We start from the raw sequence: 22354 nt of genomic DNA on the forward strand, positions 1-22354 counted from the left end.
CGATGCGCCGTCTCGTTCTCGCCGCCGCCCCGCTGATCGTGCTCGCGCTCGCCGGCTGCAACGAGCGCGCCGCTGCGCCGCCGCCGCCCCCGCAGGCGCTCACCGCCGCGGCGATCGGGCGCTACTGCGGCATGAACGTGCTGGAGCATCCGGGGCCGAAGGCGCAGATCCTGCTCGACAGCCGCATCGACCCGGTGTGGTTCTCCTCGGCCCGCGACGCCGTCGCCTTCACGATGATGCCCGACGAGCCGCGCGACATCCGCGCCGTCTACGTCTCCGACATGGGGCGGGCGCCGAGCTGGGACAGCCCGGGGGCCGACAACTGGGTCGAGGCCCGCAAGGCGGTGTTCGTGATCGGCAGCCGCCAGCGCGGCGGCATGGGGGCGCCCGAGACGGTGCCGTTCGCGACGCGGGCCGCCGCCGAGCGGTTCGTGGGCGAGAACGGCGGCCGCGTCGTCGCCTTCGCCGAGATCCCGCGCGACTATGTGCTGGGCGAGGCCGCCGAAGGCGCCGCGACCGAAGCGCCGCAGGCCGGCCTGCCGCCCGCAGGAGTGACCGATGGAAGCCGTGCCCATGCGCATTGATGTCCCGCTGGCCCGGCCGACCCGTCGTCGGGTGCTCGCCATCGCGGCCGCCGTCGCCGGCGTCGCCCTGCTGCCGCGGCCGGCGTGGTCCGGCGTCGGCCGACCAGGCGATGGCGTGCCGGAAGACCTTGCGCCGGTCACCTGGACCGGCATCGCGCTTGGCGCCGTGGCGAGCCTGCGGATTCATCATCCGGACCGCGCCGTGGCCGAGCGGCTGGTCGCCGCGTCGGTCGCCGAGATGCGCCGGCTCGAAGCGGTGTTCAGCCTCTATCGCGACGATTCGGCGGTGGCGGAGCTGAACCGCACCGGCACGCTGGTGGCGCCGCCGCCCGAGCTGGTGACGCTGCTGGCGCGCTGCGACGACGTCGTTCGCCTCACCGGCGGCGTCTTCGATCCGACCGTGCAACCCCTGTGGCGGTGCTATGCGGATCATTTCGCGACGAACGGACCGCAGGCCGGCCCGCCGCCCGCCGCCGTGCTGCACGAGGCGCTGGAGCGGGTCGGTTGGGACGGGCTGCGCCACGGCCGTGACCGCATCGCCTTCGCGCGGCGCGGCATGGCGCTGACGCTCAACGGCATCGCCCAGGGCTTCGTCACCGATCGCGTCGTCGCGCTGCTCCGCGACGCGGGCCTCTCGCATGCGCTGGTCGACATGGGCGAGATCCGGGCGATCGGCGATCGGCCCGGGCGCCGACCCTGGCGCGTCGCCATCGAGCCGGCGGAGGGGAGCGACACGGCGACGCCGCGCGCGGCGATGCCGCGGCAAGTGATCGACGTCGTCGACCGGGCGGTGGCGACCTCGGCGGCGGCGGGCTTCCGCTTCGATCCCGCGGGGCGCTGCAACCATCTGCTCGACCCCCGCAGCGGCGGCTGCGCCGGCCCGACTCGCCGCGTCACCGTGACGGCCGACGATGCGACGACCGCGGATGCGCTCTCCACCGCCTTCGGCCTGATGGACGAGCCGGGAATCGCGGCGGTGCTCGCGGCTTGCCCGGGTGTCGCGCGGATCGCCTGACGCGCGCCGGCGGCGGCGCGCAGCAGGGCGGGCGACGTTCGGCCGCGGCCGCGGTTAACCGCCTGTTGACGGCTGGTCTCGAAGCTGAGGCGTGGTCTCGTAGCGCGTCCGGGTGATCAGGTCGCCGTCATTCCGGGGCGCGGCGAAGCCGCGAACCCGGAATCCAGCGGCAAGCGTCGAGCTCTCGGCTGGATTCGGGACAGCCGCTTCGCGGCGTCTGGAATGACCGCCGCGTCGATCAGCCGGATCTCGTATCAGGGAATCCGATCGCCATGCCGAGGCGCAGTCCGCCCGTCGCGAAGAAAGCCGCTCAGGCTCGCCGGGTGGTGCTGATCTGCGTCGCGTTCGTCGTGATGATGGCGATGGCGACGATCGCCGATCGCACCTTCGACGGGCCGATCCGTCAGCTCCTCTCCACCGCGCCGGTCGAGCGGCAGGTGAGCCATGTCGGGTCGATCCGGCTGGCGCCGGGCCGTGACGGCCGCTGTCCGGAGATGCAGTTCGACAACGACAGCGGGATCATCGTGCCGATCGGCAGCGCGGTGTGCGAGATCGACGAGACGCCGCCGGCCTGGGGCAGTGGCGGCACCAACCGGATGGACTCGATCCGCGAGGGCTTCCGGCGCCGCTGAGCGTCCAATTCGGAGCTGCGCGGGCGACGGCAGGTCGGCGCGCGGTGGCGCGCCGACGATCGTGTGGCTGCGACGGCGAGGATCAGAACAGCCAGAGCAGCAGCAGGATGAAGATCACCAGGCCGATCAGGAAGTTCTTCTGCTTGGTGGCGAACTTCACGAACGGCGCCTTGATCTCGACGAGCAGCACCCGCATGTCGGCCCACACATACTGGGCGTAGGCCTTGATCGTCTCGATGGCCTTGTCGACGATGGTGGTCGGCGGCTCGCGGCGCGGCGGCGTGCTGCCGCCGGAGCTGCCGGGGCCGGAGGTGCCGAGACCGGCGCTGCGCGGCGTCTCACCGGGGCGCGGGCCGAGGACCGGATCGGCGGGCGCTGCGGACGACGGCTCGACGGAGGGCGTGGGCTTCGGCGTGATGGGATCGGACATGGAACACTCCTGGTGCGCGATCGGCGATGGCGTGACGCTCCGCCGCGAGGACGGCGCGTCGGGATGCAGGCGGGAGGTCGGCAGCGGCGGGGTGACCGGGCGGGGCGACCATGCGGGACGACCAGGCGGGCCGCCAGCCCGCCGGAGACGGCGGACGTCGATCGGCGGATCGGGTCATCGCATGGTCCAAAATCGACAATCCAAATTAGACGCGAACGTCTGCGGCTGCCGGGCGGAATAATCACCCGCGCGCGACCAACGGCCACGCCGCACCTCATCGTACCTCGGATGACCGCGCGATTCGACGAGAAGCGTCAAGAAAAGGCGGCCGGGCCGGGCGGCTGTCCACTGTCATGTGGGCCGCGGGCGCGGCGAGCCGTGCCCACGGCGGACCGCCCTGATGCGTCGCGCAAGTGGATGTCCCGGCGCGTCGCGCCGATCGCTCCGGGCGAGCCCGGCCGTGGGCCGGTCTCGATCGGCGGGGCCGCCACCGGCCGGTGGCGCCACCCGGGTCAGTAGCCGCCGCCCTTCCGGCGCTCCTTCTTGGCCGCCTTGCGGGCCGCATAGCGGGCGTCGCGGGCGGCCTTCTGAGCCGCCTTGAGGGCGGCCTCGGCCTCGGCGGCCTCGGCGGCTTCCAGCGCCTCGCGCTCGGCTCGCTCGGCCGCCTCGCGGGCGGCGATCTCCTCGGCCTCGCGGCGGGCCTTCTCGGCCGCCTCGGCGGCGATGCGGGCCTTCTCGGCAGCCTCCGCCTCGCGCTTCGCCCGTACGGCGTCGCGTTCGGCCTTGCGGGCGAGCCGCTCGGCCTCCAGGGCGGCCCGTCGCTGCTCCAGCGCCGGATCGGCCGTCGCGGTGCGAAATTTATCCAGAAGCGCCTTCTTGGCGGCGACCGCATTGCCGCGGCGGTCCTCCAGGTCGTTGTCCTTGAAGCGGCCCATTCGATCTCCGGTGACATCGGGCGACGGCCGGTCCCCGGGGCGTCGCGCGACGCCCTCCGGCCACGAGGATAGTTCGCGGGGATGGCGCCCATATAGGCTCCTCCGCGATCCGCATCAACAATTCAAAGGCGAAAGGATGGTCCGCAATGCGGTGCGGCGGTCTCGCCGTCCGCGGGAGCCAAGGGCGCCACGCGGGCGGCTCAGCGTACCGTCGGGCTCAGCGGGCGCTCTGGCGGGTCGGGGCCGGCTGCTCGGCCGGCGGATCGAAGGAGAACTCGTCCGTCATGGCCGAGAACACGGCCGGTACCTGGGCGCCGCCCGTGGCGCGGGCGACCGCGAGCCGCGTGCGGTTGAACGCCTGCTCGACCGTCAGCCCGGCGGCGCCGAGCTGGGCGACCAGCTCGCGGGCGAAGACGCTGGGGCCGTCGCCGGTCTGGTCGGCGACCTTGCCGGGCGCCACCGCGTAGAGGACCAGCGTGCCTTCCGGCCCGGCGATCGGGGCGAGGCCGGACGAGAAGCCGCGCAGGCGGCGTTCGAACGGATTGCGGCGGGCGGCGTCGACGACCACCAGCTTGCGAGCGGCGCCGCGGGCGCTCATCTCGGCGACCAGCGGCTCCAGGCTCACGGCGTCGCGGCGGACATCCTCGGGCCGCCAGATCTGGGCGGAGACCGGGATCAGGAAGCTCTCGCGGCCGATCTGGGCGCCGTGGCCGCTGTAGTACAGGAGCGCGGTGGCGCCGGGCACCAGCTTGCCCTGGAACCGCTCGACGGCGCGCTCCATCGCCGGCTTGCTGAGATTCTCGCCCAGCTCGACGTCGAAGCCGCGTCGGCGCAGGGTGTCGGCGACCATCCGGGCATCGGCGACCGCTGCCGCCAGGGGCGCATCACCATCCGGATAAGCCGCGTTGCCGATCACCAGGGCGAGCCGCGGGCCGGCCTGCTCGGCCGTGCCCTCGACGAGGCCCTGGCCGGGCGAGCCGTTCACGGGCCGCGCCAGCGCCTCGGCGGTGGCGCCACGGTCACCGTTCGGGCCGGCGGCATGGCCCGATGCGAGCGCCACCCGGGTGGCGGCGGGCTGGGCGGAATCGACACGGGCGGAGTCGAGACGGGTGGAATCGAGACGGGCGGATTGGAGCTGCTGGCCGACCGCGGTCCGGATCAGCTCCGCCGAGACCAGCGTCAGGCCCACGCAGGCGAGCGCCGCCGCCCCGGCGAATTTCACTGTCCGCATGCATCCTCCGCGTCCGTGCGATGGTGCGACCCCATACAGACAAAGAGCCGGCAAGGCAAGCTCTTCCAAAATCCGGCAGGATTGCGGCATGCGGGGCGAGCGATATCACGAAGAAGAGGTGACGATGGCCTCGGGTCGATGAAAGTATAGGATCGTTAAATTGCGTTCACGAAATCGAGAGCGGCAGACATTCTTCAGAAGCGTGTCTGATCTGTTCGATGGAGCGCGACGACAGGTCTGGGCCGCTCGGCTCCGTCGCGCCGGTATCTTGCCGAAACGATGAGCAGAGCGCCCGGCGAGGGCGCCTTATCGCGATGCAGCAAGAACTCGCGCCGCGCTCAGCCGCCCAGCACGCGGACCGGCGCCCCGTCCAGGAAGGCGCGGATATTCTCCACGGTGTCGCCGAAGTAGCGCGCGTAGTTCTGGCGGGTGACGTAGCCGAGATGCGGGGTGGTCACCACGTTGGCGAGCGACCGGAACGGATGGTCGACCGGCAGCGGCTCGACGTCGTAGACGTCGAGCCCGGCGCCGGCGATGCGGCCGTCGCGCAGCGCCGCGACCAGCGCCGCCTCGTCGACGATCGGGCCGCGCGCCGTGTTGATCAGCAGCGCGGACGGCTTCATCAGGCCGATCTCGCGGGCGCCGACGAGGCCGCGCGTGCGCTCCGACAGGCGGACATGCAGGGTGAGGATGTCGCTCTCCGCGAACAGCGCGTCGCGGTCGACCCGGGTGGCGCCGGCGGCGGCCGCTGTCTCGGCGGTGAGGTTCTGGCTCCAGGCGACGACCGACAGGCCGAAGGCCCGGGCGATGGCGGCGACCCGGGTGCCGAGCTTGCCGAGGCCGAGAATCCCGAGGGTCTTGCCCTCGATGTCGTCGCCGATGGTCTCCTGGAGGGCGGCGCCAGCCTTCATGCGGGCGTTCTCGTAGCCAATCCGGCGGGTCAGCTCCAGGATCAGCCCGAACACGATGCCGGCCGTGGGGGTGCCGACGGCGCCGGTGCCGCAGACCGTGACGCCGCGCGCCCGCGCCGCCGGAACATCGATGGCGCTGTTGGCCATGCCGGTGGTGATCAGCAACTTCAGATTCGGCAATGCCGCGATCAGCTCGGGCGGGAACGGCGTGCGCTCGCGCATGGCGCAGACGATGTCGAACGGCGCCAGCGCCCGGGCGGCATCGGCGGCGGATGCGAACGGCGTATCGAACACCGTGACGTCGACGTCGGCCATGACCGCCGACCAATCGGCACTGGTCAGCGCCACCTTCTGATAGTCGTCGAGGACGGCGCAGCGGCGGCGCATGGGACGGGGCTCCCTGGCAGGGCGTCGGCAGGAGGAACCGCGCTATCGCGAGGTCGGCCGGGGAGCAAGGGAATTCGTTCGCGTGGCGCACCGAAGGGGGCGCGCGGCCGGTCGCGGACCGCGCGGTCGGTCGCCGGGCCTTCCTGTCAGATCCGGATGCGGATGCGGGCGGGCGTCGACCGCATGCTGCGGTCGGGGCGGATCACCACGATGTTGACCAGGTTCTTCTCGCGCCATTTCGGCCCGGGACCGCGCATGTAGTGGCGCTCGGGGCGATAGGGGTGGAAGAGGTCGGACAGGATCGATCGCGCCACCGACACGAGCGTGGTGGTGAGCGAGGGACCCGAGGAACTGGAGGCGTTCATGACACGCTCCACGGTTGGGGCGATCCTGATCCGGCGTGCGGACGGCGCATTCATGGACCGCTGTAGAGCTTTTTCTCGGCCATAATCGTTAAAACTGCGTTCATTTTCCGGGCTGAGTGCGACTTCGTGGGGCACCGTTACCGGACGGTTACAGTCGACCCCGGCTTTCCGTCCGCATCGGCACAGAATACCGGCCGAGCCGCAAAGACTAGACGTGACGGGTGATGGCGACGACACGACCGTTACTCCGATCCGGACTTGTCGATTGGTGCGGGGGGCGGCGAGGTCCGTTCGTGAGGTGGATCACGCTCGGGCAGGGGCGTTCGGCGGGGCCGCCGGGCCGGCGGGGCGCGAGGCTGTGCCACGGGCGGCCCGGGGACCGTCCCGGCAGACCGCCGCCTTGCCCTGAACCGCGGCGGTCGCTACATCAGCCACGAATCCCGACAACCCGAGACGAGGGCGAGCCGCGATGGCCCGGCAGTTCATCTACCACATGCAAGGTCTGTCCAAGACCTATCCGGGCAACCGCAAGGTGCTCGACAACATTCACCTGTCCTTCTACCCGGACGCCAAGATCGGTGTGCTCGGCGTCAACGGCGCCGGCAAGTCGACGCTTCTGCGCATCATGGCCGGCATCGACAAGGACTACACCGGCGACGGCTGGGTGGCGGAGGGCGCCCGCGTCGGCTACCTGCCGCAGGAGCCGCAGCTCGATCCGGACCTGACGGTGCGCGAGAACGTCATGCTTGGCGTCGCCGCCAAGAAGGCGATCATCGACCGCTACAACGCGCTGATGATGGACTACTCGGACGACACCGCCGAGGAGGCCGCCGCGCTCCAGGACAAGATCGACAGCCAGAACCTGTGGGACCTCGACTCGCAGGTCGAGCAGGCCATGGACGCGCTCGGCTGCCCGCCCGACGACTGGGGCGTGGAGAAGCTCTCGGGCGGCGAGCGGCGCCGCGTCGCGCTGTGCCGGCTGCTGCTGGAGCAGCCCGAGCTGCTGCTGCTCGACGAGCCCACCAACCATCTCGACGCCGAGACGGTGAACTGGCTGGAAGGCCATCTGCGCAGCTATCCGGGTGCCATCCTGATCGTCACCCACGACCGCTACTTCCTCGACAACGTGACCGGCTGGATTCTCGAACTCGATCGCGGCCGCGGCATCCCCTACGAGGGCAACTACTCGTCCTGGCTCAAGCAGAAGCAGAAGCGCCTGGAGCAGGAGGGCCGCGAGGAGGAGACCCGCCAGAAGACGCTGGCGCGCGAGCAGGAGTGGATCGCGGCCTCGCCCAAGGCGCGGCAGGCCAAGTCCAAGGCGCGCTATCAGCGCTACGAGGAGCTGCTCGCCAAGGCCAACGAGAAGGCGCCGCAGACCGCCCAGATCGTCATCCCGGTGGCCGAGCGGCTCGGCCAGAACGTCATCGCGTTCGAGAACCTGTCGAAAGCGTTCGGCGACAAGCTGCTGATCGACGGCCTCACCTTCAAGCTGCCGCCGGGCGGCATCGTCGGCGTGATCGGCCCCAACGGCGCCGGCAAGACGACGCTGTTCCGCATGATCACCGGCCAGGAGCAGCCCGACGCCGGCACCATCGAGATCGGCGAGTCGGTCAAGCTCGGCTATGTCGACCAGTCGCGCGACTCGCTCGATCCCAAGAAGACCGTGTGGGAGGAGCTGTCCGGCGGCCTCGACGTGCTGATGCTGGGCAAGCGCGAGGTCAACAGCCGCGCCTATTGCGGCGCCTTCAACTTCAAGGGCGCCGACCAGCAGAAGAAGGTCGGCAACCTGTCGGGCGGCGAGCGCAACCGCGTGCATCTCGCCAAGATGCTCAAGTCGGGCGCCAACGTGCTGCTGCTCGACGAGCCGACCAACGATCTCGACGTCGACACCCTGCGGGCGCTGGAGGAGGCGCTGGAGGACTTCGCCGGCTGCGCCGTGATCATCAGCCACGATCGCTGGTTCCTCGACCGCATCGCCACCCACATCCTGGCCTTCGAGGGCGACAGCCACGTCGAGTGGTTCGAGGGCAACTTCCAGGACTACGAGACGGACAAGATGCGGCGGCTCGGCACCGACTCGATCATCCCGCATCGCCTCAAGTACAAGAAGTTCTCGCGCTGACGGCGCGCCCCGGCTCCGTCCGGGGCGGTCCTCGCCCGGTCGGTCGTCGTCCGGTCGGTCGTCGTCCGGTGGGCGGCCGGCCACCGGGCGCGACGGGCGGGGCTCGTGTCACCTCGGCAGGGTGGGCGGCCGGCGCCGGCCAGGGCGCTGCTCGCCATCGCTTCGAACGCCCACCTGCGGCGATGCGTCCATCGGACCGTCATGCGGCCGCCATTGTACTCTGGTGTCCCGTGTCCGCCACGGACCGCCGCCGGCGGCCGTGCCTTCGGACACCGAACCCGCGAGACCTCGCCGCATGACCCAACCCCATCCGCCGCTGCCGCGCGAGCTGCGGCCGCTTCCGATGCTCATCTTCAGCTCGCGCTGGCTCCAGCTCCCGCTCTATATCGGCCTCATCGTGGCCCAGGGCGTCTACGTGTTCCTGTTCCTCAAGGAGCTGTGGCACCTCGTCACCCACGCATTCAGCTTCTCCGAGCTCCAGATCATGCTGGTCGTGCTCGGCCTGATCGACGTGGTGATGATCTCGAACCTGCTCATCATGGTGATCGTCGGCGGCTACGAGACCTTCGTGTCGCGTCTCGGCCTCGAAGGGCACCCTGACCAGCCGGAATGGCTGAGCCACGTCAATGCCAGCGTGCTGAAGATCAAGCTCGCGATGGCGATCATCGGCATCTCGTCCATCCATCTGCTGCGCACCTTCATCGAGGCCGGCGCGCTCGCCTCCGGCCGCGGCACGCTGACCGAGACCGGGGTGATGTGGCAGACGATCATCCACTGCGTGTTCATTCTCTCGGCGATCGGCATCGCCTATGTGGACCGGCTGAGCCAGCCGCCCGAGGGCGCTCACCACTGATCGCCGGCGCGCCGCCACATGGCCGGCCCGGCCACGGGCCGTGCCGCCGCGGCTCACGCCTCCGCGGGTCCGGCGGCGGGTCGCTCGATGATGGCGCGGATGCGTGCTGCCAGCGCCGGAACGGCGAACGGCTTGGTGATCAGCTCCATGCCGGGGGCGAGGAAATCGCCGCGTGCCGCCGCCTCGCCCGCATAGCCGGTGATGAACAGAACCTTCAGGCCGGGGCGGCGCTGGCGTGCCATCTCTGCGACCTGGCGGCCGTTGAGCCCGGGCAGGCCGACATCGGTGATCAAGAGGTCGATCCTACGGTTCGAATCGAGGATCACCAGCGCGCCGCGGCCGTCCATCGCCTCCAGCGCCTCGTAGCCGAGCTCGCGCAGCACCTCGACCACGGTCTGCCGCACGGCGGCGTCGTCTTCGATCACCAGCACGGCCTCGCCGTCGGCCGGGGCGGCGCTGGTCTCGATCGGCGCCGCCGGCACGGCCGGGGCGTCGGCGCGCGGCAGATAGAGCGTCACGGTGGTGCCGCGGCCGACCGCGCTGTCGACCTGGAGATGGCCGCGCGCCTGCTTGGCGTAGCCGTACGCCATCGACAGCCCGAGCCCGGTGCCCTGGCCGATCGGCTTGGTGGTGAAGAACGGATCGAAGACGCGCTCCAGCACGTCCTTCTCCATGCCGATGCCGGTGTCGATCACCCGCAGCACCACATAGTCGCCGGGCGTCGTCCCGATCCGCAGAGCCGCCGTCTCGTCCAGGGTGACGTTGGCGGCCGCGATGGTCAGCGTGCCGCCGTCCGGCATGGCGTCGCGGGCATTGATGGCGAAGTTCAGCAACGCGCTCTCGGTCTGGTTGGGGTCTCCTTGCGCCGGCCAGGTGCCATCGTGGCGAACCACCTGCAACCTGATCTGCTCGCCGAGGGTCCGGTGCAGCAGGTCGCCCATGCCGGCGATCAGTGCGTCGACGTCGATCGGCCTCAGATCGAGCGACTGGCGGCGCGAGAAGGCGAGCAGCCGGTGGGTGAGCCCGGCGGCCCGATGGGCCGATCCGACCGCTGCCTCGAAGAAGCGGTCGAGGTCGTCGGTGCGGCCGGCCGCGATCCGGCGGCGCAGGATGTCGATGCTGCCGATGATGCCGGTGAGGAGATTGTTGAAGTCGTGGGCGATGCCGCCGGTGAGCTGGCCGACCGCCTCCATCTTCTGCGCCTGCCGGAGCTGATCCTCGGCGGCGCGCCGCTCGGTGACGTCCACGGCCTCGGGCACGAGGGCGATGATCCGGCCGGCGGAGTCGTGCATCGGCCGCAGCGAGAAGTCGAGCACGCGACGGCCGATCGGCAGGTCGAGCACCATCTCGCGCCGGATCGACTCGCCGGCCGCCACGCGAGGGATCGTGGCGGCGATCTCGTCCGCCATGCCGGGCGTCCCGGAGAACCAAGGAGTCTCCCAGAACGGCCGTCCGAGCACGTCGTCGCGGCGGGCCCCGATGCCGGCCAGCGAGGTCGGATTGGCGTCGAGCAGCATGCCGTCGGGCGTCAGCAGGCCCTGGTACTGATAGCTCGTCTCGAAGATCGAGCGCAGATACGTCTCGGATCGCTCCAGCGCGGCGGCCTGCTCCCGCTGGCGGGTGATGTCGCGGCCTGTGGCATAGATCAGTCCAGCCTCGGACGAGGCGCGCCAGCCGATCCAGCGGAACGAGCCGTCCCGGTGCAGGCAGCGCGATTCCCAGGCGAGTCGTTCGCCGGCGTCCAGGCGGGCCCGGTGGCCGTGAAGGGCGGCGCGATCGGCGCGATGGATCAGGTCGACCAGGCGCCGTCCCACCACGGTGTCCGCCCGGCGGCCGAGCACCGTCTGCCAGGCCGGATTGGCGGCCCGGATGACGCCGTCGTCGCCGATCACGGCCAGCAGATCCTGGGCGTTGTTCCAGGCGCGATCGCGCTCCCGCGTGCGCTCGGCGACCTGCTCCTCCAACGTCGCGGCGAGATGCGCCAGCCGCTGCACCGCCAGCACCCGCTCGGTCGTCTCCGAGACCACGCAGACGACGCCTTCGACGGTGCCGTCCTCGCCGCGGGCCGGCGAGTAGGAGATGTCGAACCACACCGATTCGAGAAAGCCGTTGCGCTCGATCACGAATGGGCGGTCGGCCGCCACCACCGTCTCGCCCGCGCGGGCGCGCTGGAGCAGCGGTTCGAGATCGTCCCACAGCTCGGCCCAGTTCTCCCGCGCCGGGCGGCCCAGGGCCCGCGGATGCTTGTACCCGATCGTCGGCGCATAGGCATCGTTGTAGAGGGCGACGAACTCGGGTCCCCAGAACATCACGATCTGGGCGCGCGACGGCAGGATCAGCGTCACGGCGGCGCGCAGGATGGGCGACCACTGGTCGATCGGGCCGAGCGGTGTCGCAGCCCAGTCGATCGCCCGTATCAGGCGCCCGGTTTCGCTGCCGTCGTTGGGGAAGCCGGCCGCCGCCGGCGCTGCCTCGGGCGAGGCGATCGCTCCTCCGCAGCCGTTGGGATCGTCGAAAGGATCGAGCACGCGATGCCTGTTTGTGCCTGCCGGTGCAGCCGCCAGACAACCACGCCGTCGGTAAAAAGTTCCTCTCCCGGCCGCCGGCCGGCGCTGCTCAGATCCGCCGCAGCGGATTGGTGAGAGCGAGCACGAAGCCGACGGTCGAGAACGCCGCGATGGCCACGAACACCGCCCGGAAGGCGTCGCGGATCTCGGCCTGCACCACCGCCGAGGCGATCGTGCCGCCGCCCGTCGCCGGCGTCCGATGCACCAGAGCGGACAGCACCTGCACGGCCTCCGGATCGCGCAGCGCCAGCGCCCCGAACAGCACCGTCGCGACCAGCGCGGTGCCGAGCCCGGCCCCGATCGAGCGCGAGAACTGCACCGAGGCGGCGGCCTCGCCGAGGCGCAGCGGGCCGGCGGCGCTCTGCACCATCACCTGCACCACACCCATCACCGTGCCCATGCACAGCCCGTTCCACAGCATCAGGGCGGCGAGCGCCGGCATGGCGAGCATGTCGGCCCACATGGCGAGCACCAGCAGGTTGACGGTGGCGAGCACCAGCCCGACGGCGGGAAACACGGTGGTGCGCCCGGTCCGCGCCACCAGCCGCCCGGTGAGGAGCGAGCCGGTGCCGATCCCGATGGTGAGCGGCACCAGCAGCAGGCCGGTGGCGGACGGCGAGGCGCCGCGCACCACCTGGAGGAACACCGGCAGGAAGGTGATGAGCGACACCAGCGCGGCGCCGTGGCACGCCGCCATCGCGTCGCTGCGCCAGATCGCCGGCTGCCGCAGCAGGGCGAGCGGGATGAGCGGCGAGGGGGTGCGGCGCTCGTGCACGATGAGCAGCACCAGCGCCAGCGCCGCGGCGGCGAGGAGCGCCCCGGCGGCCGGCAGCGCCGCCACGTTCGCCCGCTGCACCTGCTCCAGCGACAGCAGCGTCGTCGTCACCAGCACGGCGAACAGCACGAGCCCGCCGGGATCGGCGCGCCACGGCAGCCGCTGCGCGGCGCCCGCCGGCAGCCGCCGCGCCAGCCACAGCGCCACCAGCGCGACCGGCAGGTTGACCAGGAAGATCGCGCGCCAGCCGAAATGCTCGGTGAGCAGCCCGCCCACCACCGGGCCGAAGCTGTTGGCGGTCACCGCCACGGTGGCGATCCAGCCCTGATAGCGGGCGCGCTCGCGCGGCGGCACCGCCTCGCCGATCAGCGCCTGCGACAGCGTCATCAGGCCGCCGCCACCGAGCCCCTGGAGCACGCGGGCCACGGTGAGGAGCTCGATGGTCGGCGCCGCCGCGCACAGGAGCGAGGTGACGAGGAACACCACGAGCGCGATCTGGAGCATCCGTCGCCGGCCGAACGAATCGCCGAGCCGGCCGTAGAGCGGCGCCGCCACGGTGGCGGCGATCAGATAGGCGACGACGATCCACGGCGCGCGCTCGATGGCGCCGGTCGAGGCGGCGATCGCCGGCAGCGCCGTCGCCACGATGGTCTGGTCCACCACGGCGAGGAACATCGGCAGCATGATCGAGGGAAACACCACCAGGAAGGCCGGCCGGGCCGGGGGTGTGCCGGCGGGTGGCGGGCCGGCCGGGACCCCGGATGCGGGCGGCGGATCGGTCGGCGGCGGGGCGGGGCTCGTCGGCACGGGCTTCGTCCTCGGCGGGGAAGCGGCCACGAGACGCCGGCCCGCGCGGTGGGGCGGCGGGCCGGCGCGGGGGCGCTCGCCTCCAGTTAGAGCATTTTTTGGCCGAGGGGGAGCGTGCGCGTGGGACGCCGGGCCGTCCGCGGCGTGCGTCACATGGCGGCGCGGATGCGTGCCGCGGTCTGGCGCAGCAAGGCCAGGAACTCGCGCCGCGCCCGCGCCTCGCTGAAGGTGCCCGACGGCAGGCTGACATTGAGGGCTGCCACTACGGTGCCGTCGGGATCGCGGACCGGAACCGCGAGCCCGCAGATCGCCTCGTCCAGCTCGGCGTCGACCCAGGCGACGCCGGTGGTCCGCACCGCCTCGACGGCGGCGCGCAGGCGATCCGGCTCGGTCACGGTCGCGTGGGTGAGGCGGCGGATCGGTGCGCTCGTGAGATACGCATCGAGCGCCGCGGGGGGCGCTGCTGCGAGCAGCACCCGGCCCATCGACACCGCATGCGCGGGCAGGCGGCTGCCCAGTGTCGGCCCGGCGCGCAGGATGCGATAGGTCGGCACCCGCACCACGTAGACGATGTCGTGGCCGTCGAGCACCGACATGGCGCAGGACTGCTTGATGTCGGCCGACAGCTCCTCGACGGCCTGCTGGGCATGGCGCCAGAACGGCAGCGCGTAGAGATACGACAGGCCCAGCGTCAGCACCTTCGGGGTGAGCCAGAAATGCTTGCCGTCGCTCGCCGTGTAGCCGAGCTCGGTGAGCGTCATCACGAACCGCTTGGCGACGCTGCGTGGCAGCCCGGCCGCCTCGGCGATCGCCGCCACCGTCTGGCGCGGCGCTCCTTGCCCCAGCACCTCGACCACCCGCAGGCCGCGCGCCAGCGCACGCACGAAGGTCTCGCTCTCGGCCGTCGCCATGGGGCGCTCCACATGCGGTGCGGCGGCGGCCCCTTGACAGCGTGCCGGGACCTCCGCCAGAGTTCGCTTAGCGATCAAAAAGTTCGCTAGGCGGTTATAAGCTGATCCGACCGTCCTGGCAAGCGGATCGTCGCGGCGGAGTGCGCGGCCCTCGTGGCCGACGCGGGGCGGTGCGAACGGCGGGGGGCGCGTGCACCAACGGCGGAGTGCGCCGGCCACCAGGCGCCGCGGTCCGCCGGCGCGGATCGTGAGACGAGCGGATCAGCCGAGAGGGAGCCCGACGGGAGCAGCATGACCAGCAACGCCCAGGCCGCGGTGGCGGTCGATTTCTGGACGGACGAGAAGCGGCGCAAGGTGTGGGACGACATCGTCCCCGGCGCGCCGCGCAAGACGATCCCCTACGTGCTGACCAAGGAGGCGATCCAGGCGTACTGCCGCTCGGTCGGCGACCTGCATCCGCTCTACATGGACGAGGACTACGCCAAGGCGTCGCCCTATGGCGGGCTGATCGCGCCGCCCTCCATCCACATCCTGCTGATGTTCGCCTGCACCCCGATGGACGACTGGATGCGCAGCCCCGGCACCGTCAATGCCGGCCAGTCGTGGAGCTACAACGTTCCGGCGCGGCCCGGCGACACCATCCGGATGGATGCTCGCGCGCTCGACAAGTTCATCAAGAAGGACCGCCTGTTCGTGATCCACGACAACGTGTTCTTCAATCAGAACGACGACGTGATCTGCTCCGGCCGCGGCTGGACCATCCGGCCGATGTGAGGACCCCCATGAGCTTCGACACCATCGCGATCGGCCACACCGTCACCGGCACGCCGTTCTCGCCGACCCGCGAGACCATCCGGGAGTTCTGCGACGCCTCGCTCGACTACAATCCGCTGCACTGGGACGACGAGTACATGAAGGGCCACTTCGGCAAGACCCAGTTCGGCGGCATCATCATGCACGGCATGACCAATTTCGGGCTGATCACCCGCATGCTGACCGACTGGCTGTATCCGCTCGGCGGCGTCCACCGCCGGCTGGAGACGCGCTGGAAGGCGCCGGTGAAGCCGGGCGACACCATCGTGCCGCACGCCACCGTGACGGCCAAGAAGGAGACCGGCAAGAGCCGCTGGGCGGTGCTGGCCGTCGAGGTGAAGAACCAGCACGGCGTCGTGGTGGCGCAGGGCGAGGCGATGGCCGAGTTTCCGCACTGACACAGGACCGCCGGCCGAGCCGGACCGGCGGCCTCACAACAATAATGTTCGAGGGAGAGACCCCATGATCAGCCTGCTCACCGCCGTTCGCGCGGCGTCGTCGTCCGTCGCCGTGTCGCTGGTCGCCGCATCGCTCGTCGGCTTGTCGCTCGTCGCCGCCTCGCCGGCGGCGAGCCAGCCCGCCGCGAGCCAGACGGCACCGGCCGGCTGGCCGTCCCAGCCGGTCAAGATCATCGTGCCGTTCCCGGCGGGCGGCACCACCGACATCCTGGCGCGGGTGCTGGCCGATCAGCTCGCCGCCAAATGGAGCCAGTCGGTCGTGGTCGACAACCGGCCGGGCGCCAGCGGCACCATCGGGTCCGAGCAGCTCGCCAAGTCGGCGGCCGACGGCTACACCCTGATGGTGACGGCGACCCATCACGTCATCAACCCGTCGCTGTTCAAGCAGCTCCGCTACGACACCCGCACCGACTTCACCCCGGTCGCGCTGGTCGCCTCGGTGCCCAACGTGCTGGTGGTGCATCCCTCGGTGCCCGCCAAGACGGTGCGCGAGCTGATCGAGCTGGCCAAGCGCGAGCCCGGCAAGCTCAATTTCGGCTCGGCCGGCACCGGCGGCGCCAACCATCTGTCGGGCGAGCTGTTCGCCTATCAGACCGGCATCAAGATCACCCACGTTCCCTACAAGGGCGCGGCGCCGGCGCTGAACGATCTGCTCGGCGGCCACATCCCGATGATGTTCGACTCGCTGCCCGGCGTCGTCGGCCACATCCAGTCCGGCAGCCTGCGGGCGCTCGGCGTCACCAGCCCGAAGCGGGCCGCGGCGGCGCCCGACATTCCGACGCTCGACGAGGCCGGCGTGCCCGGCTTCGACGCCACCGCGTGGTTCGGGCTCTATGCGCCGGCCCGCATGCCGGCGGGTGTGCTCGCCAAGATCGCGGCCGATGTCCGCGAGGCGCTGCGCGCACCCGCCGCGGAGGCCAAGCTCAAGGAGCTCGGCGCCGAGCCCGGCACGCTGTCGCAGCCCGACTTCGCCGCCTTCGTGCTGGCCGAGATGGAGAAGTGGAACGGCGTCGTCACCCGCGCCGACATCCGCGTGAGCCAATAGGCGGCCTCTCGCGACGCGCGGCGCCCTGCGGCGCCGTGCGGCCGCGGCCCTGTGCTATGCGATGGTGATCACTGCTTCATCCGGACCGTCTCGACCCATGACCCGTGCTCTCTCCCATCTCCGCGTGCTCGATCTGTCGCGCGTGCTCGCCGGTCCCTGGTGCACCCAGAACCTCGCGGATCTCGGCGCCGACGTGATCAAGGTGGAGCGCCCCGGCAGCGGCGACGACACCCGTGCCTGGGGGCCGCCGTGGATCGCCGGCGCGGACGGTGCGCCGTCGCGCGACTCGACCTATTTCGCCGCCGCCAATCGCGGCAAGCGGTCGGTCGCCATCGATCTGGCGCAGCCGGACGGGCAGGCGCTGGTGCGGGCGCTCGCCGCGACCAGCGACGTCGTGGTGGAGAACTTCAAGGTCGGCGATCTCGCCCGCTACGGTCTCGACTATGCGTCGCTCGCGGCCGTCAATCCCGGGCTCGTCTACTGCTCGATCACCGGCTACGGCCAGGACGGCCCGTACGCCCACAAGCCCGGCTACGATTTCGTGTTCCAGGGGCAGGGCGGGCTGATGAGCATCACGGGCGAGCGCGACGACCGTCCCGGCGGCGGCCCGCAGAAGGTCGGCATCGCCATCGCCGACGTGCTCACCGGCATGTACGCCTCGATCGCCATTCTGGCGGCGCTGAGCCACCGCGGCGTCAGTGGGCGCGGCCAGTACATCGACATGGCGCTGCTCGACTGCATTGTGGCGCTCGGCGGCAACCAGGTGACGGGCTTCTTCGCCTCCGGGCAGGTGCCGCACCGCTACGGCAACGCCCATGCGAGCCTGGTGCCCTACGAGGTGTTCGCCACCGCCGACGGCCATGTGGTGCTGGCGGTCGGCAACGACACGCAGTGGCAGCGCTGCTGCGAGGCGCTGGAGCGGCCCGACCTCGCGGCCGATGCGCGTTACGTCACGGTGACGGGGCGCATCCTCGGGCGCGACGCGCTCACCGCCGAGATCGCCCGCACGCTGCGCGAGCGGACCACGGCCGCCTGGATCACGGCGCTGGAGGCGCGCGGCGTGCCGTGCGGGCCGATCAACGACTACGCCCAGGTGTTCGCCGATCCGCAGGTGCAGCACCGCGGCATGCGGGTCGATCTGTCGCGCGACGACGGCGGCACCGTGGGCACGGTGGCGTCGCCGCTTCGGCTCGCCGGCACGCCGCCGGTCTACGAGCGGGCGCCGCCGCGGCTCGGCCAGCACACCGACGAGGTGCTGCGCGAGGTGCTGGGGCGCTCGGCCGACGAGATCGCGCAGCTTCGCGCCGCCGGCGTGGTGGGGTGAGGCGGAGGCACGTCACCTCGATGTGGCAGCCTGCGGGCGCACCAGCTCGGGCCGGTACTCGAAGTGCATGGTGTCGTAGTGATACCACTTGCCGCCCCACACGAAGCCGTGGCGCTCGAACACGTCGACGATCTCCTGCGGCATGCGGTTCTTGTAGGGGATCGGATCGGTCTTCTTCTGCCACAGCCAGTAGTCGGAGACGTCGAGGTTGAGATCGATGGCGGCGCCGTAGCCGTGCATGCTCATCCGGCCGGTATCGGCGACCGGCCGGCAAGCGAGCACGCCGGCGATCGGGTAGGCGGCCTTGCGGATGTCGGCCGGCAGCGCCTCGATGGCGTCCGACACGGCCTTCAGCTTGTCGGCGACGCCGTTGACGCTGGTCACCTGGACGCGCTTGCCCCACGTCTTCGGCAGCCAGACCATCGACACCATGCGGGCCTGCACCTCGCCCTTGCGGCAGTCGCCGTACATCTTCAGGAAGAACGTTTCGTTGCGAAAGCGGCCGGGATCGTCGTCGCGGGCCGGGGGCCGGTCCAGCCGCCCGGTGCGGTAGGGCAGCAGGAGCTGGTCTCGGATCGAGGCGGTCTTCAGCCGCTCCGCGAAGGTCTTGTCGGTGCGGCCGTCGGAGACCGGCATGACGGTGCCGTCCCGCCAGTAGAGCTTGTCGCCGTCGTGTCGCGCGAGCTGGTCCGGATAGGCGGCCACGAGCGCATCGAGGCGCTCGTCGGCCCGCGCGAGGCCGGGGCCCGCCAGGGTGGTCACGACGCCGACGAGCGCGAGAGCGAGCACGACGCCGGGATGCGGGCGCACCGCGAAGCCGGTGCGCAACGGCGGCGCCGACGTGACGAGAGGTCGAGACATGGCGGTCTCCCGATCGATTCTGCCGAGCAGAGGCGGCCCGGTGTCGCGCACCGCGGCGCCGTCCGGGTCCTGCCTGTCGGCAACCTTATCTTAACCGGCCACGCTCCGTTTCCGATTCGTGTCGCGAGGCCGAAGCGGGAACGCGGCCGTGAGTCGCGGCGAGCCCGTGCGGATGCGTCGCGACCGGCCGATAATCTTTTGTTTACCGCCCCCTATCGGTTTCCGATTCGTGCCGAGCGGCCGAAGCAGGAACATCCGTGCGAGGCCGCGAGAAAGCCTTGTGCGACCGCAACAGCGGTGAATAAACCTTTTGTTTACCGGCCACTGTCCGTTTCCGATTCGTGTCGAAAGGTCGAAACAGGAACGAGGTCGCGATCTATCGAAAGGGGATTTTCGGCAGAAATTTCGTCGATCGAAACCTTTCGTTAACCGCCCCCTCTTGGTTTCCGATTCGTCCGATTTTCGCGCATTGTTCCGCGCACGCATCGATGCGGCCGCGGGTGCCTGGTTCGACCAGAAGCCGGGCACCTTCAAATTAAAACCGTGTTTGCGCACTCTGTGTGTCGCTCGTCCGCCATCGCCGATCTCCTGGAGCCCTCCGGATGACCGTCCTGTCCACCGTCCGGCCCGCGCCCGTCCGGCCCGCGCCCGCGCGCCCGCGCCACGACCGCCTGCGGCACGTCGCGGTCGCGCTGCTCGCGGCCGTCGCGATGCTGCTGCTCGCGCCCGTGCCCGGCCGCGCCGCCGATCCGGCGTTCCAGCAATGGCTCCAGGCGCTGTGGCCAGACGCCCAGAAGCTCGGCGTGTCGCGCGCCACCTTCGAGCAGGCGATCCGCGGCATCGAGCCCGACCTGTCGCTGCCCGATCTGGTGATCCCGGGGCGTCCGCAGGCGCCGCCGCGCGGCCAGGCCGAGTTCGTGCAGACGCCGGCCGAGTATCTGCGCGAGAAGACGCTGGCCAGCCTCGCCGGCCAGGGCCGCAGCCTACTGGCCCAGCATCGCGAGACGCTGCGCCGCATCGAGGAGCGGTTCGGCGTGCCGCCCGCCGTGGTGCTGGCGATCTGGGGGCGCGAGACGGCGTTCGGCAATTACAAGCTGCCGCACGACGCGCTGCGGGTGCTGGCGACGCAGGGCTTCTACGGCCGCCGCAAGGACATGTTCCGCACCGAGCTGCTCTACGCCATGAAGATGATGCAGGACGGGGTGCCGCGCGCCGACATGCGGGCCTCGTGGGGCGGCGCCATGGGGCTGACCCAGTTCCTGCCGTCGGAGCTCTACAAGCACGGCGTCGACTTCGACGGCGACGGGCGCCGCGACATCTTCCGCTCGGTGCCCGACGCGCTCGCCTCGGCGGCCCAGCAGCTCGCCGCCAAGGGCTGGCAGGCCGGCCATCATTGGGCCTACGAGGTCAGGCCGCCGCGCAATCTCGACTGCACCATCGCCGACCCCGACAACGTCAAGCCGCTGCGCGAGTGGCAGGCGCAGGGCTTCGTGCCGGCGGGCGGGCGGCGCTTCGCGGCAGCGGATCTCCAGGAGAACGCCTCGCTCCTGATGCCGGCCGGCACCCACGGGCCGTCGTTCCTGATCCTGCGGAACTACTACGTGATCAAGGACTACAACTTCTCGGATCTGTACGTGCTGTTCGTCGGCAATGTCGCCGATCGCATCGCCGGCGGTGGCCCGTTCGAGCGGGCGTGGGACCCGGTGGTGCAGCTTCGCACCGCCGACCTCGAGGCCATGCAGCAGCGTCTCACCGCGCTCGGGCTCTACAAGGACAAGATCGACGGCAAGGCCGGCATGCGCACGCGGCTCGCGCTCGGCGCCTACGAGAAGGCGAACGGGCTGCCGCTCGACTGCTGGCCCGACGCCGCCGTGCTCGATCACATGCGCGGCCGCACCGCGGGGCGCTGACGTCCGCGCCCGCCGAAACGACGACGGCCGGCGCAGGCGCCGGCCGTGAATTGGTGTCTGGGCGGATTGTCGGGCTGCTTCGGGCAGGCCCTACGGGCAGAACCAGCGTGGCCGCGAGTAGCCGACGAACTCGCCATAGGGATCGTACAGCGGGCGGCGCGCCCAGTAGCCGCCCGGGCAGCCGACCGGAATCGGACCCGCATAGGCCGGGTAGGGGGCCCAACCGGCCACCGGCGCGTAGCCCCCGTAGGCGGGCGGTGGGGGCGGCGGAGGCGCGACATAGACCGGGCCGCCATAGGCCGGCCGCGAGTTGGCGATGGCCCCGCCGATGATGGCGCCGGCCGCGAGCCCGCCGAGCAGGCCGGCCGCCGCGGCGCCGCCGCCACCGTGATGATGATGGTGATAGTGCTGGGCGCCGGCGTTGCCCGCCGGCATGGCCAGCACGGCGGCCAGCGCGGCCGTCGCGACAGCAGACAGGGTTCTGGTCATCTTCCCCTCGTGAAGCACTGAGGCGACCCGTACCCCGTGCGGAGGTCGGTTTCGGGTCGTCGCCGAGGCTCAGCCCCGTGCGGCTGGCGGCACCGCGCAGCAAGCACGGCCAATTTGTCGTTAGTTGGGCGGCCGGCCTTACGCCTTCGTGCTAACGCATTGATGAACAGGCGTTAATAACAGACTGGGGCGACCCGCCAGCGCCATCCGTACTCGGTCCACAGGCGCTGGCGCTGAAGCCAGCAGCCGGGCTGCACCGGCAGGGCCGGCCCGTACAGGGGGCTCCACGGCAGGGGGCCGCCGGTGAGCCCGTACGGCCCGTAGGCGTAATAACCGTTATTGGCCGCGACGCCGCCGACGATCGGCCCGGCGACGATCGGTGCCGCGACGATCGGTGCCGCGACCCTGTGGGCACGGTGCGCCGGACGGGTGTCGGCCGCCGCGGCGAGCCCGGGCATAAAGCTTGCGGATAGTACGATGGTGTAGAGCAGCGCCGCGGTCGCCGCTGCTCCGAGCCCACCCGCGGAGCATCGAAAGGTTGTAGCTGGTATTGCGGAGCAATCACCGGAATGCGCGCGATCGCAGTAAAGGTCGCTTAAGTGGTCATCCCTAAAATTGAACACATCCTCGATTGCTCGGCGCGGCGCGGCTCCCATGATGGCTTACCTCATCCTGCTCGTCGTCTTGGTCCTGGCGGCGGCGCCCGCATCGGCGGGTCCGCTCTGCACCAGCGCGCCACCGGCGACCTGGCTGCCGCTCGACACGCTGCGCGCCCGGGTCGAGGCCGAAGGCTATCGGATCGTCGTGCTCAAGACCACGGCCGGCAACTGCTACGAGATCTACGGCCGCGACCGCGACGGCCGGCGGGTCGAAATCTACTTCGATCCGGTCTCGGGCGACGTCGTCAAGGCGTCGATCCGTTGACCGCC

At 71.1% G+C, this 22354-nt stretch carries 21 protein-coding genes and 1 pseudogene; 11 read left to right on the forward strand and 11 right to left on the reverse strand.

The annotated features are described in order from the left end of the window. The first annotated feature begins 2 nt into the window (after positions 1–2). From ACFQUV_RS04865 to ACFQUV_RS04875, 3 genes are all read left to right on the forward strand, one after another. Positions 3–584: a nitrous oxide reductase accessory protein NosL gene (locus ACFQUV_RS04865; protein WP_129611437.1), complete on the forward strand. Its 582-nt coding sequence runs from the start codon at positions 3–5 to the stop codon at positions 582–584. Continuing rightward, complete coding sequence (locus tag ACFQUV_RS04870) at positions 559–1599, forward strand: FAD:protein FMN transferase (protein ID WP_244601756.1); 1041 nt, start codon at positions 559–561, stop codon at positions 1597–1599. Before ACFQUV_RS04865 ends, ACFQUV_RS04870 begins: the two co-directional genes overlap by 26 nt. Positions 1600–1871: 272 nt before the next feature. Continuing rightward, positions 1872–2231, forward strand: a complete 360-nt coding sequence (locus tag ACFQUV_RS04875; RefSeq protein ID WP_129611438.1) for a hypothetical protein — start codon at positions 1872–1874, stop codon at positions 2229–2231. Positions 2232–2313: 82 nt separating this feature from the next. On the opposite strand, the gene ACFQUV_RS04880 is transcribed toward ACFQUV_RS04875, so the two are convergent. From ACFQUV_RS04880 to ACFQUV_RS04900, 5 genes are all read right to left on the reverse strand, one after another. Beyond that, positions 2314–2661 carry a hypothetical protein gene (locus ACFQUV_RS04880; RefSeq protein ID WP_129611439.1) on the reverse strand — a complete coding sequence of 116 codons (348 nt, stop codon included), beginning with the start codon at positions 2659–2661 and terminating at the stop codon, positions 2314–2316. A gap of 512 nt (positions 2662–3173) precedes the next feature. Further along, positions 3174–3596, reverse strand: coding sequence for a DUF6481 family protein (locus tag ACFQUV_RS04885; protein ID WP_129611440.1), 423 nt, complete (start codon positions 3594–3596; stop codon positions 3174–3176). Positions 3597–3813: 217 nt separating this feature from the next. Then, positions 3814–4827 carry a caspase family protein gene (locus ACFQUV_RS04890; protein ID WP_165364171.1) on the reverse strand — a complete coding sequence of 338 codons (1014 nt, stop codon included), beginning with the start codon at positions 4825–4827 and terminating at the stop codon, positions 3814–3816. Between the two features lie 338 nt (positions 4828–5165). Beyond that, positions 5166–6125, reverse strand: coding sequence for a D-2-hydroxyacid dehydrogenase family protein (locus tag ACFQUV_RS04895; RefSeq protein ID WP_129611442.1), 960 nt, complete (start codon positions 6123–6125; stop codon positions 5166–5168). A 146-nt stretch (positions 6126–6271) separates the two neighbouring features. After that, entirely contained in the window at positions 6272–6490 is a 219-nt protein-coding gene (locus tag ACFQUV_RS04900) for a hypothetical protein (protein ID WP_129611443.1), read from the reverse strand. A 469-nt stretch (positions 6491–6959) separates the two neighbouring features. Between ACFQUV_RS04900 and ettA the strand changes: the two genes are divergently transcribed. Further along, positions 6960–8612 carry an energy-dependent translational throttle protein EttA gene (gene ettA / locus ACFQUV_RS04905; protein WP_111386646.1) on the forward strand — a complete coding sequence of 551 codons (1653 nt, stop codon included), beginning with the start codon at positions 6960–6962 and terminating at the stop codon, positions 8610–8612. 295 nt (positions 8613–8907) lie between these two features. After that, positions 8908–9465 (forward strand): TIGR00645 family protein, encoded by a 558-nt coding sequence (locus tag ACFQUV_RS04910; protein WP_111386644.1) that lies wholly within the window; start codon positions 8908–8910, stop codon positions 9463–9465. 53 nt (positions 9466–9518) lie between these two features. On the opposite strand, the gene ACFQUV_RS04915 is transcribed toward ACFQUV_RS04910, so the two are convergent. The 3 genes from ACFQUV_RS04915 to ACFQUV_RS04925 all read right to left on the reverse strand — a co-directional run bounded on the left by ACFQUV_RS04915 (position 9519) and on the right by ACFQUV_RS04925 (position 14525). Continuing rightward, on the reverse strand, positions 9519–11993 hold the full coding sequence (locus ACFQUV_RS04915; RefSeq protein ID WP_129611444.1) for a PAS domain-containing protein: 2475 nt from the start codon (positions 11991–11993) through the stop codon (positions 9519–9521). Between the two features lie 88 nt (positions 11994–12081). After that, positions 12082–13614 carry an MFS transporter gene (locus tag ACFQUV_RS04920; RefSeq protein ID WP_378394281.1) on the reverse strand — a complete coding sequence of 511 codons (1533 nt, stop codon included), beginning with the start codon at positions 13612–13614 and terminating at the stop codon, positions 12082–12084. 149 nt (positions 13615–13763) lie between these two features. After that, positions 13764–14525 carry an IclR family transcriptional regulator C-terminal domain-containing protein gene (locus tag ACFQUV_RS04925; RefSeq protein WP_129610999.1) on the reverse strand — a complete coding sequence of 254 codons (762 nt, stop codon included), beginning with the start codon at positions 14523–14525 and terminating at the stop codon, positions 13764–13766. Between the two features lie 291 nt (positions 14526–14816). On the opposite strand from ACFQUV_RS04925, the gene ACFQUV_RS04930 reads away from it, so the two are divergent. The 4 genes from ACFQUV_RS04930 to ACFQUV_RS04945 all read left to right on the forward strand — a co-directional run bounded on the left by ACFQUV_RS04930 (position 14817) and on the right by ACFQUV_RS04945 (position 18165). Then, a complete protein-coding gene (locus ACFQUV_RS04930; RefSeq protein ID WP_111387572.1) occupies positions 14817–15299 on the forward strand; it encodes a MaoC family dehydratase in 483 nt (160 codons plus the stop codon). A gap of 8 nt (positions 15300–15307) precedes the next feature. Further along, positions 15308–15736 carry a MaoC family dehydratase gene (locus tag ACFQUV_RS04935; RefSeq protein WP_129610998.1) on the forward strand — a complete coding sequence of 143 codons (429 nt, stop codon included), beginning with the start codon at positions 15308–15310 and terminating at the stop codon, positions 15734–15736. Positions 15737–15800: 64 nt separating this feature from the next. After that, entirely contained in the window at positions 15801–16841 is a 1041-nt protein-coding gene (locus tag ACFQUV_RS04940) for a tripartite tricarboxylate transporter substrate binding protein (protein ID WP_129610997.1), read from the forward strand. A 97-nt stretch (positions 16842–16938) separates the two neighbouring features. Beyond that, positions 16939–18165, forward strand: coding sequence for a CaiB/BaiF CoA-transferase family protein (locus ACFQUV_RS04945; protein ID WP_129610996.1), 1227 nt, complete (start codon positions 16939–16941; stop codon positions 18163–18165). A gap of 12 nt (positions 18166–18177) precedes the next feature. Here the strand turns inward: ACFQUV_RS04945 and ACFQUV_RS04950 are convergent, their stop codons facing one another. Beyond that, positions 18178–19026, reverse strand: coding sequence for a M15 family metallopeptidase (locus tag ACFQUV_RS04950; RefSeq protein WP_129610995.1), 849 nt, complete (start codon positions 19024–19026; stop codon positions 18178–18180). 710 nt (positions 19027–19736) lie between these two features. Between ACFQUV_RS04950 and ACFQUV_RS04955 the strand changes: the two genes are divergently transcribed. Continuing rightward, the gene (locus ACFQUV_RS04955; RefSeq protein ID WP_129611004.1) at positions 19737–20936 is read left to right on the forward strand and encodes a lytic murein transglycosylase; all 1200 of its coding nucleotides are present in this window, start codon (positions 19737–19739) and stop codon (positions 20934–20936) included. 246 nt (positions 20937–21182) lie between these two features. On the opposite strand, the pseudogene ACFQUV_RS04960 reads toward ACFQUV_RS04955, so the two are convergent. Together ACFQUV_RS04960 and ACFQUV_RS04965 are read right to left on the reverse strand one after the other, a co-directional pair. After that, positions 21183–21425: pseudogene (locus ACFQUV_RS04960) on the reverse strand (hypothetical protein); the annotation flags it as partial. A 173-nt stretch (positions 21426–21598) separates the two neighbouring features. Then, positions 21599–21883 (reverse strand): hypothetical protein, encoded by a 285-nt coding sequence (locus ACFQUV_RS04965; protein WP_129610993.1) that lies wholly within the window; start codon positions 21881–21883, stop codon positions 21599–21601. Positions 21884–22079: 196 nt separating this feature from the next. On the opposite strand from ACFQUV_RS04965, the gene ACFQUV_RS04970 reads away from it, so the two are divergent. Beyond that, complete coding sequence (locus ACFQUV_RS04970; RefSeq protein WP_207211575.1) at positions 22080–22349, forward strand: PepSY domain-containing protein; 270 nt, start codon at positions 22080–22082, stop codon at positions 22347–22349. Positions 22350–22354 lie beyond the last annotated feature (5 nt).

The sequence above is a fragment of the Rhodoplanes sp. P11 genome (assembly GCF_964266735.1).
In the GTDB taxonomy this organism is placed as follows: domain Bacteria; phylum Pseudomonadota; class Alphaproteobacteria; order Rhizobiales; family Xanthobacteraceae; genus Rhodoplanes; species Rhodoplanes serenus.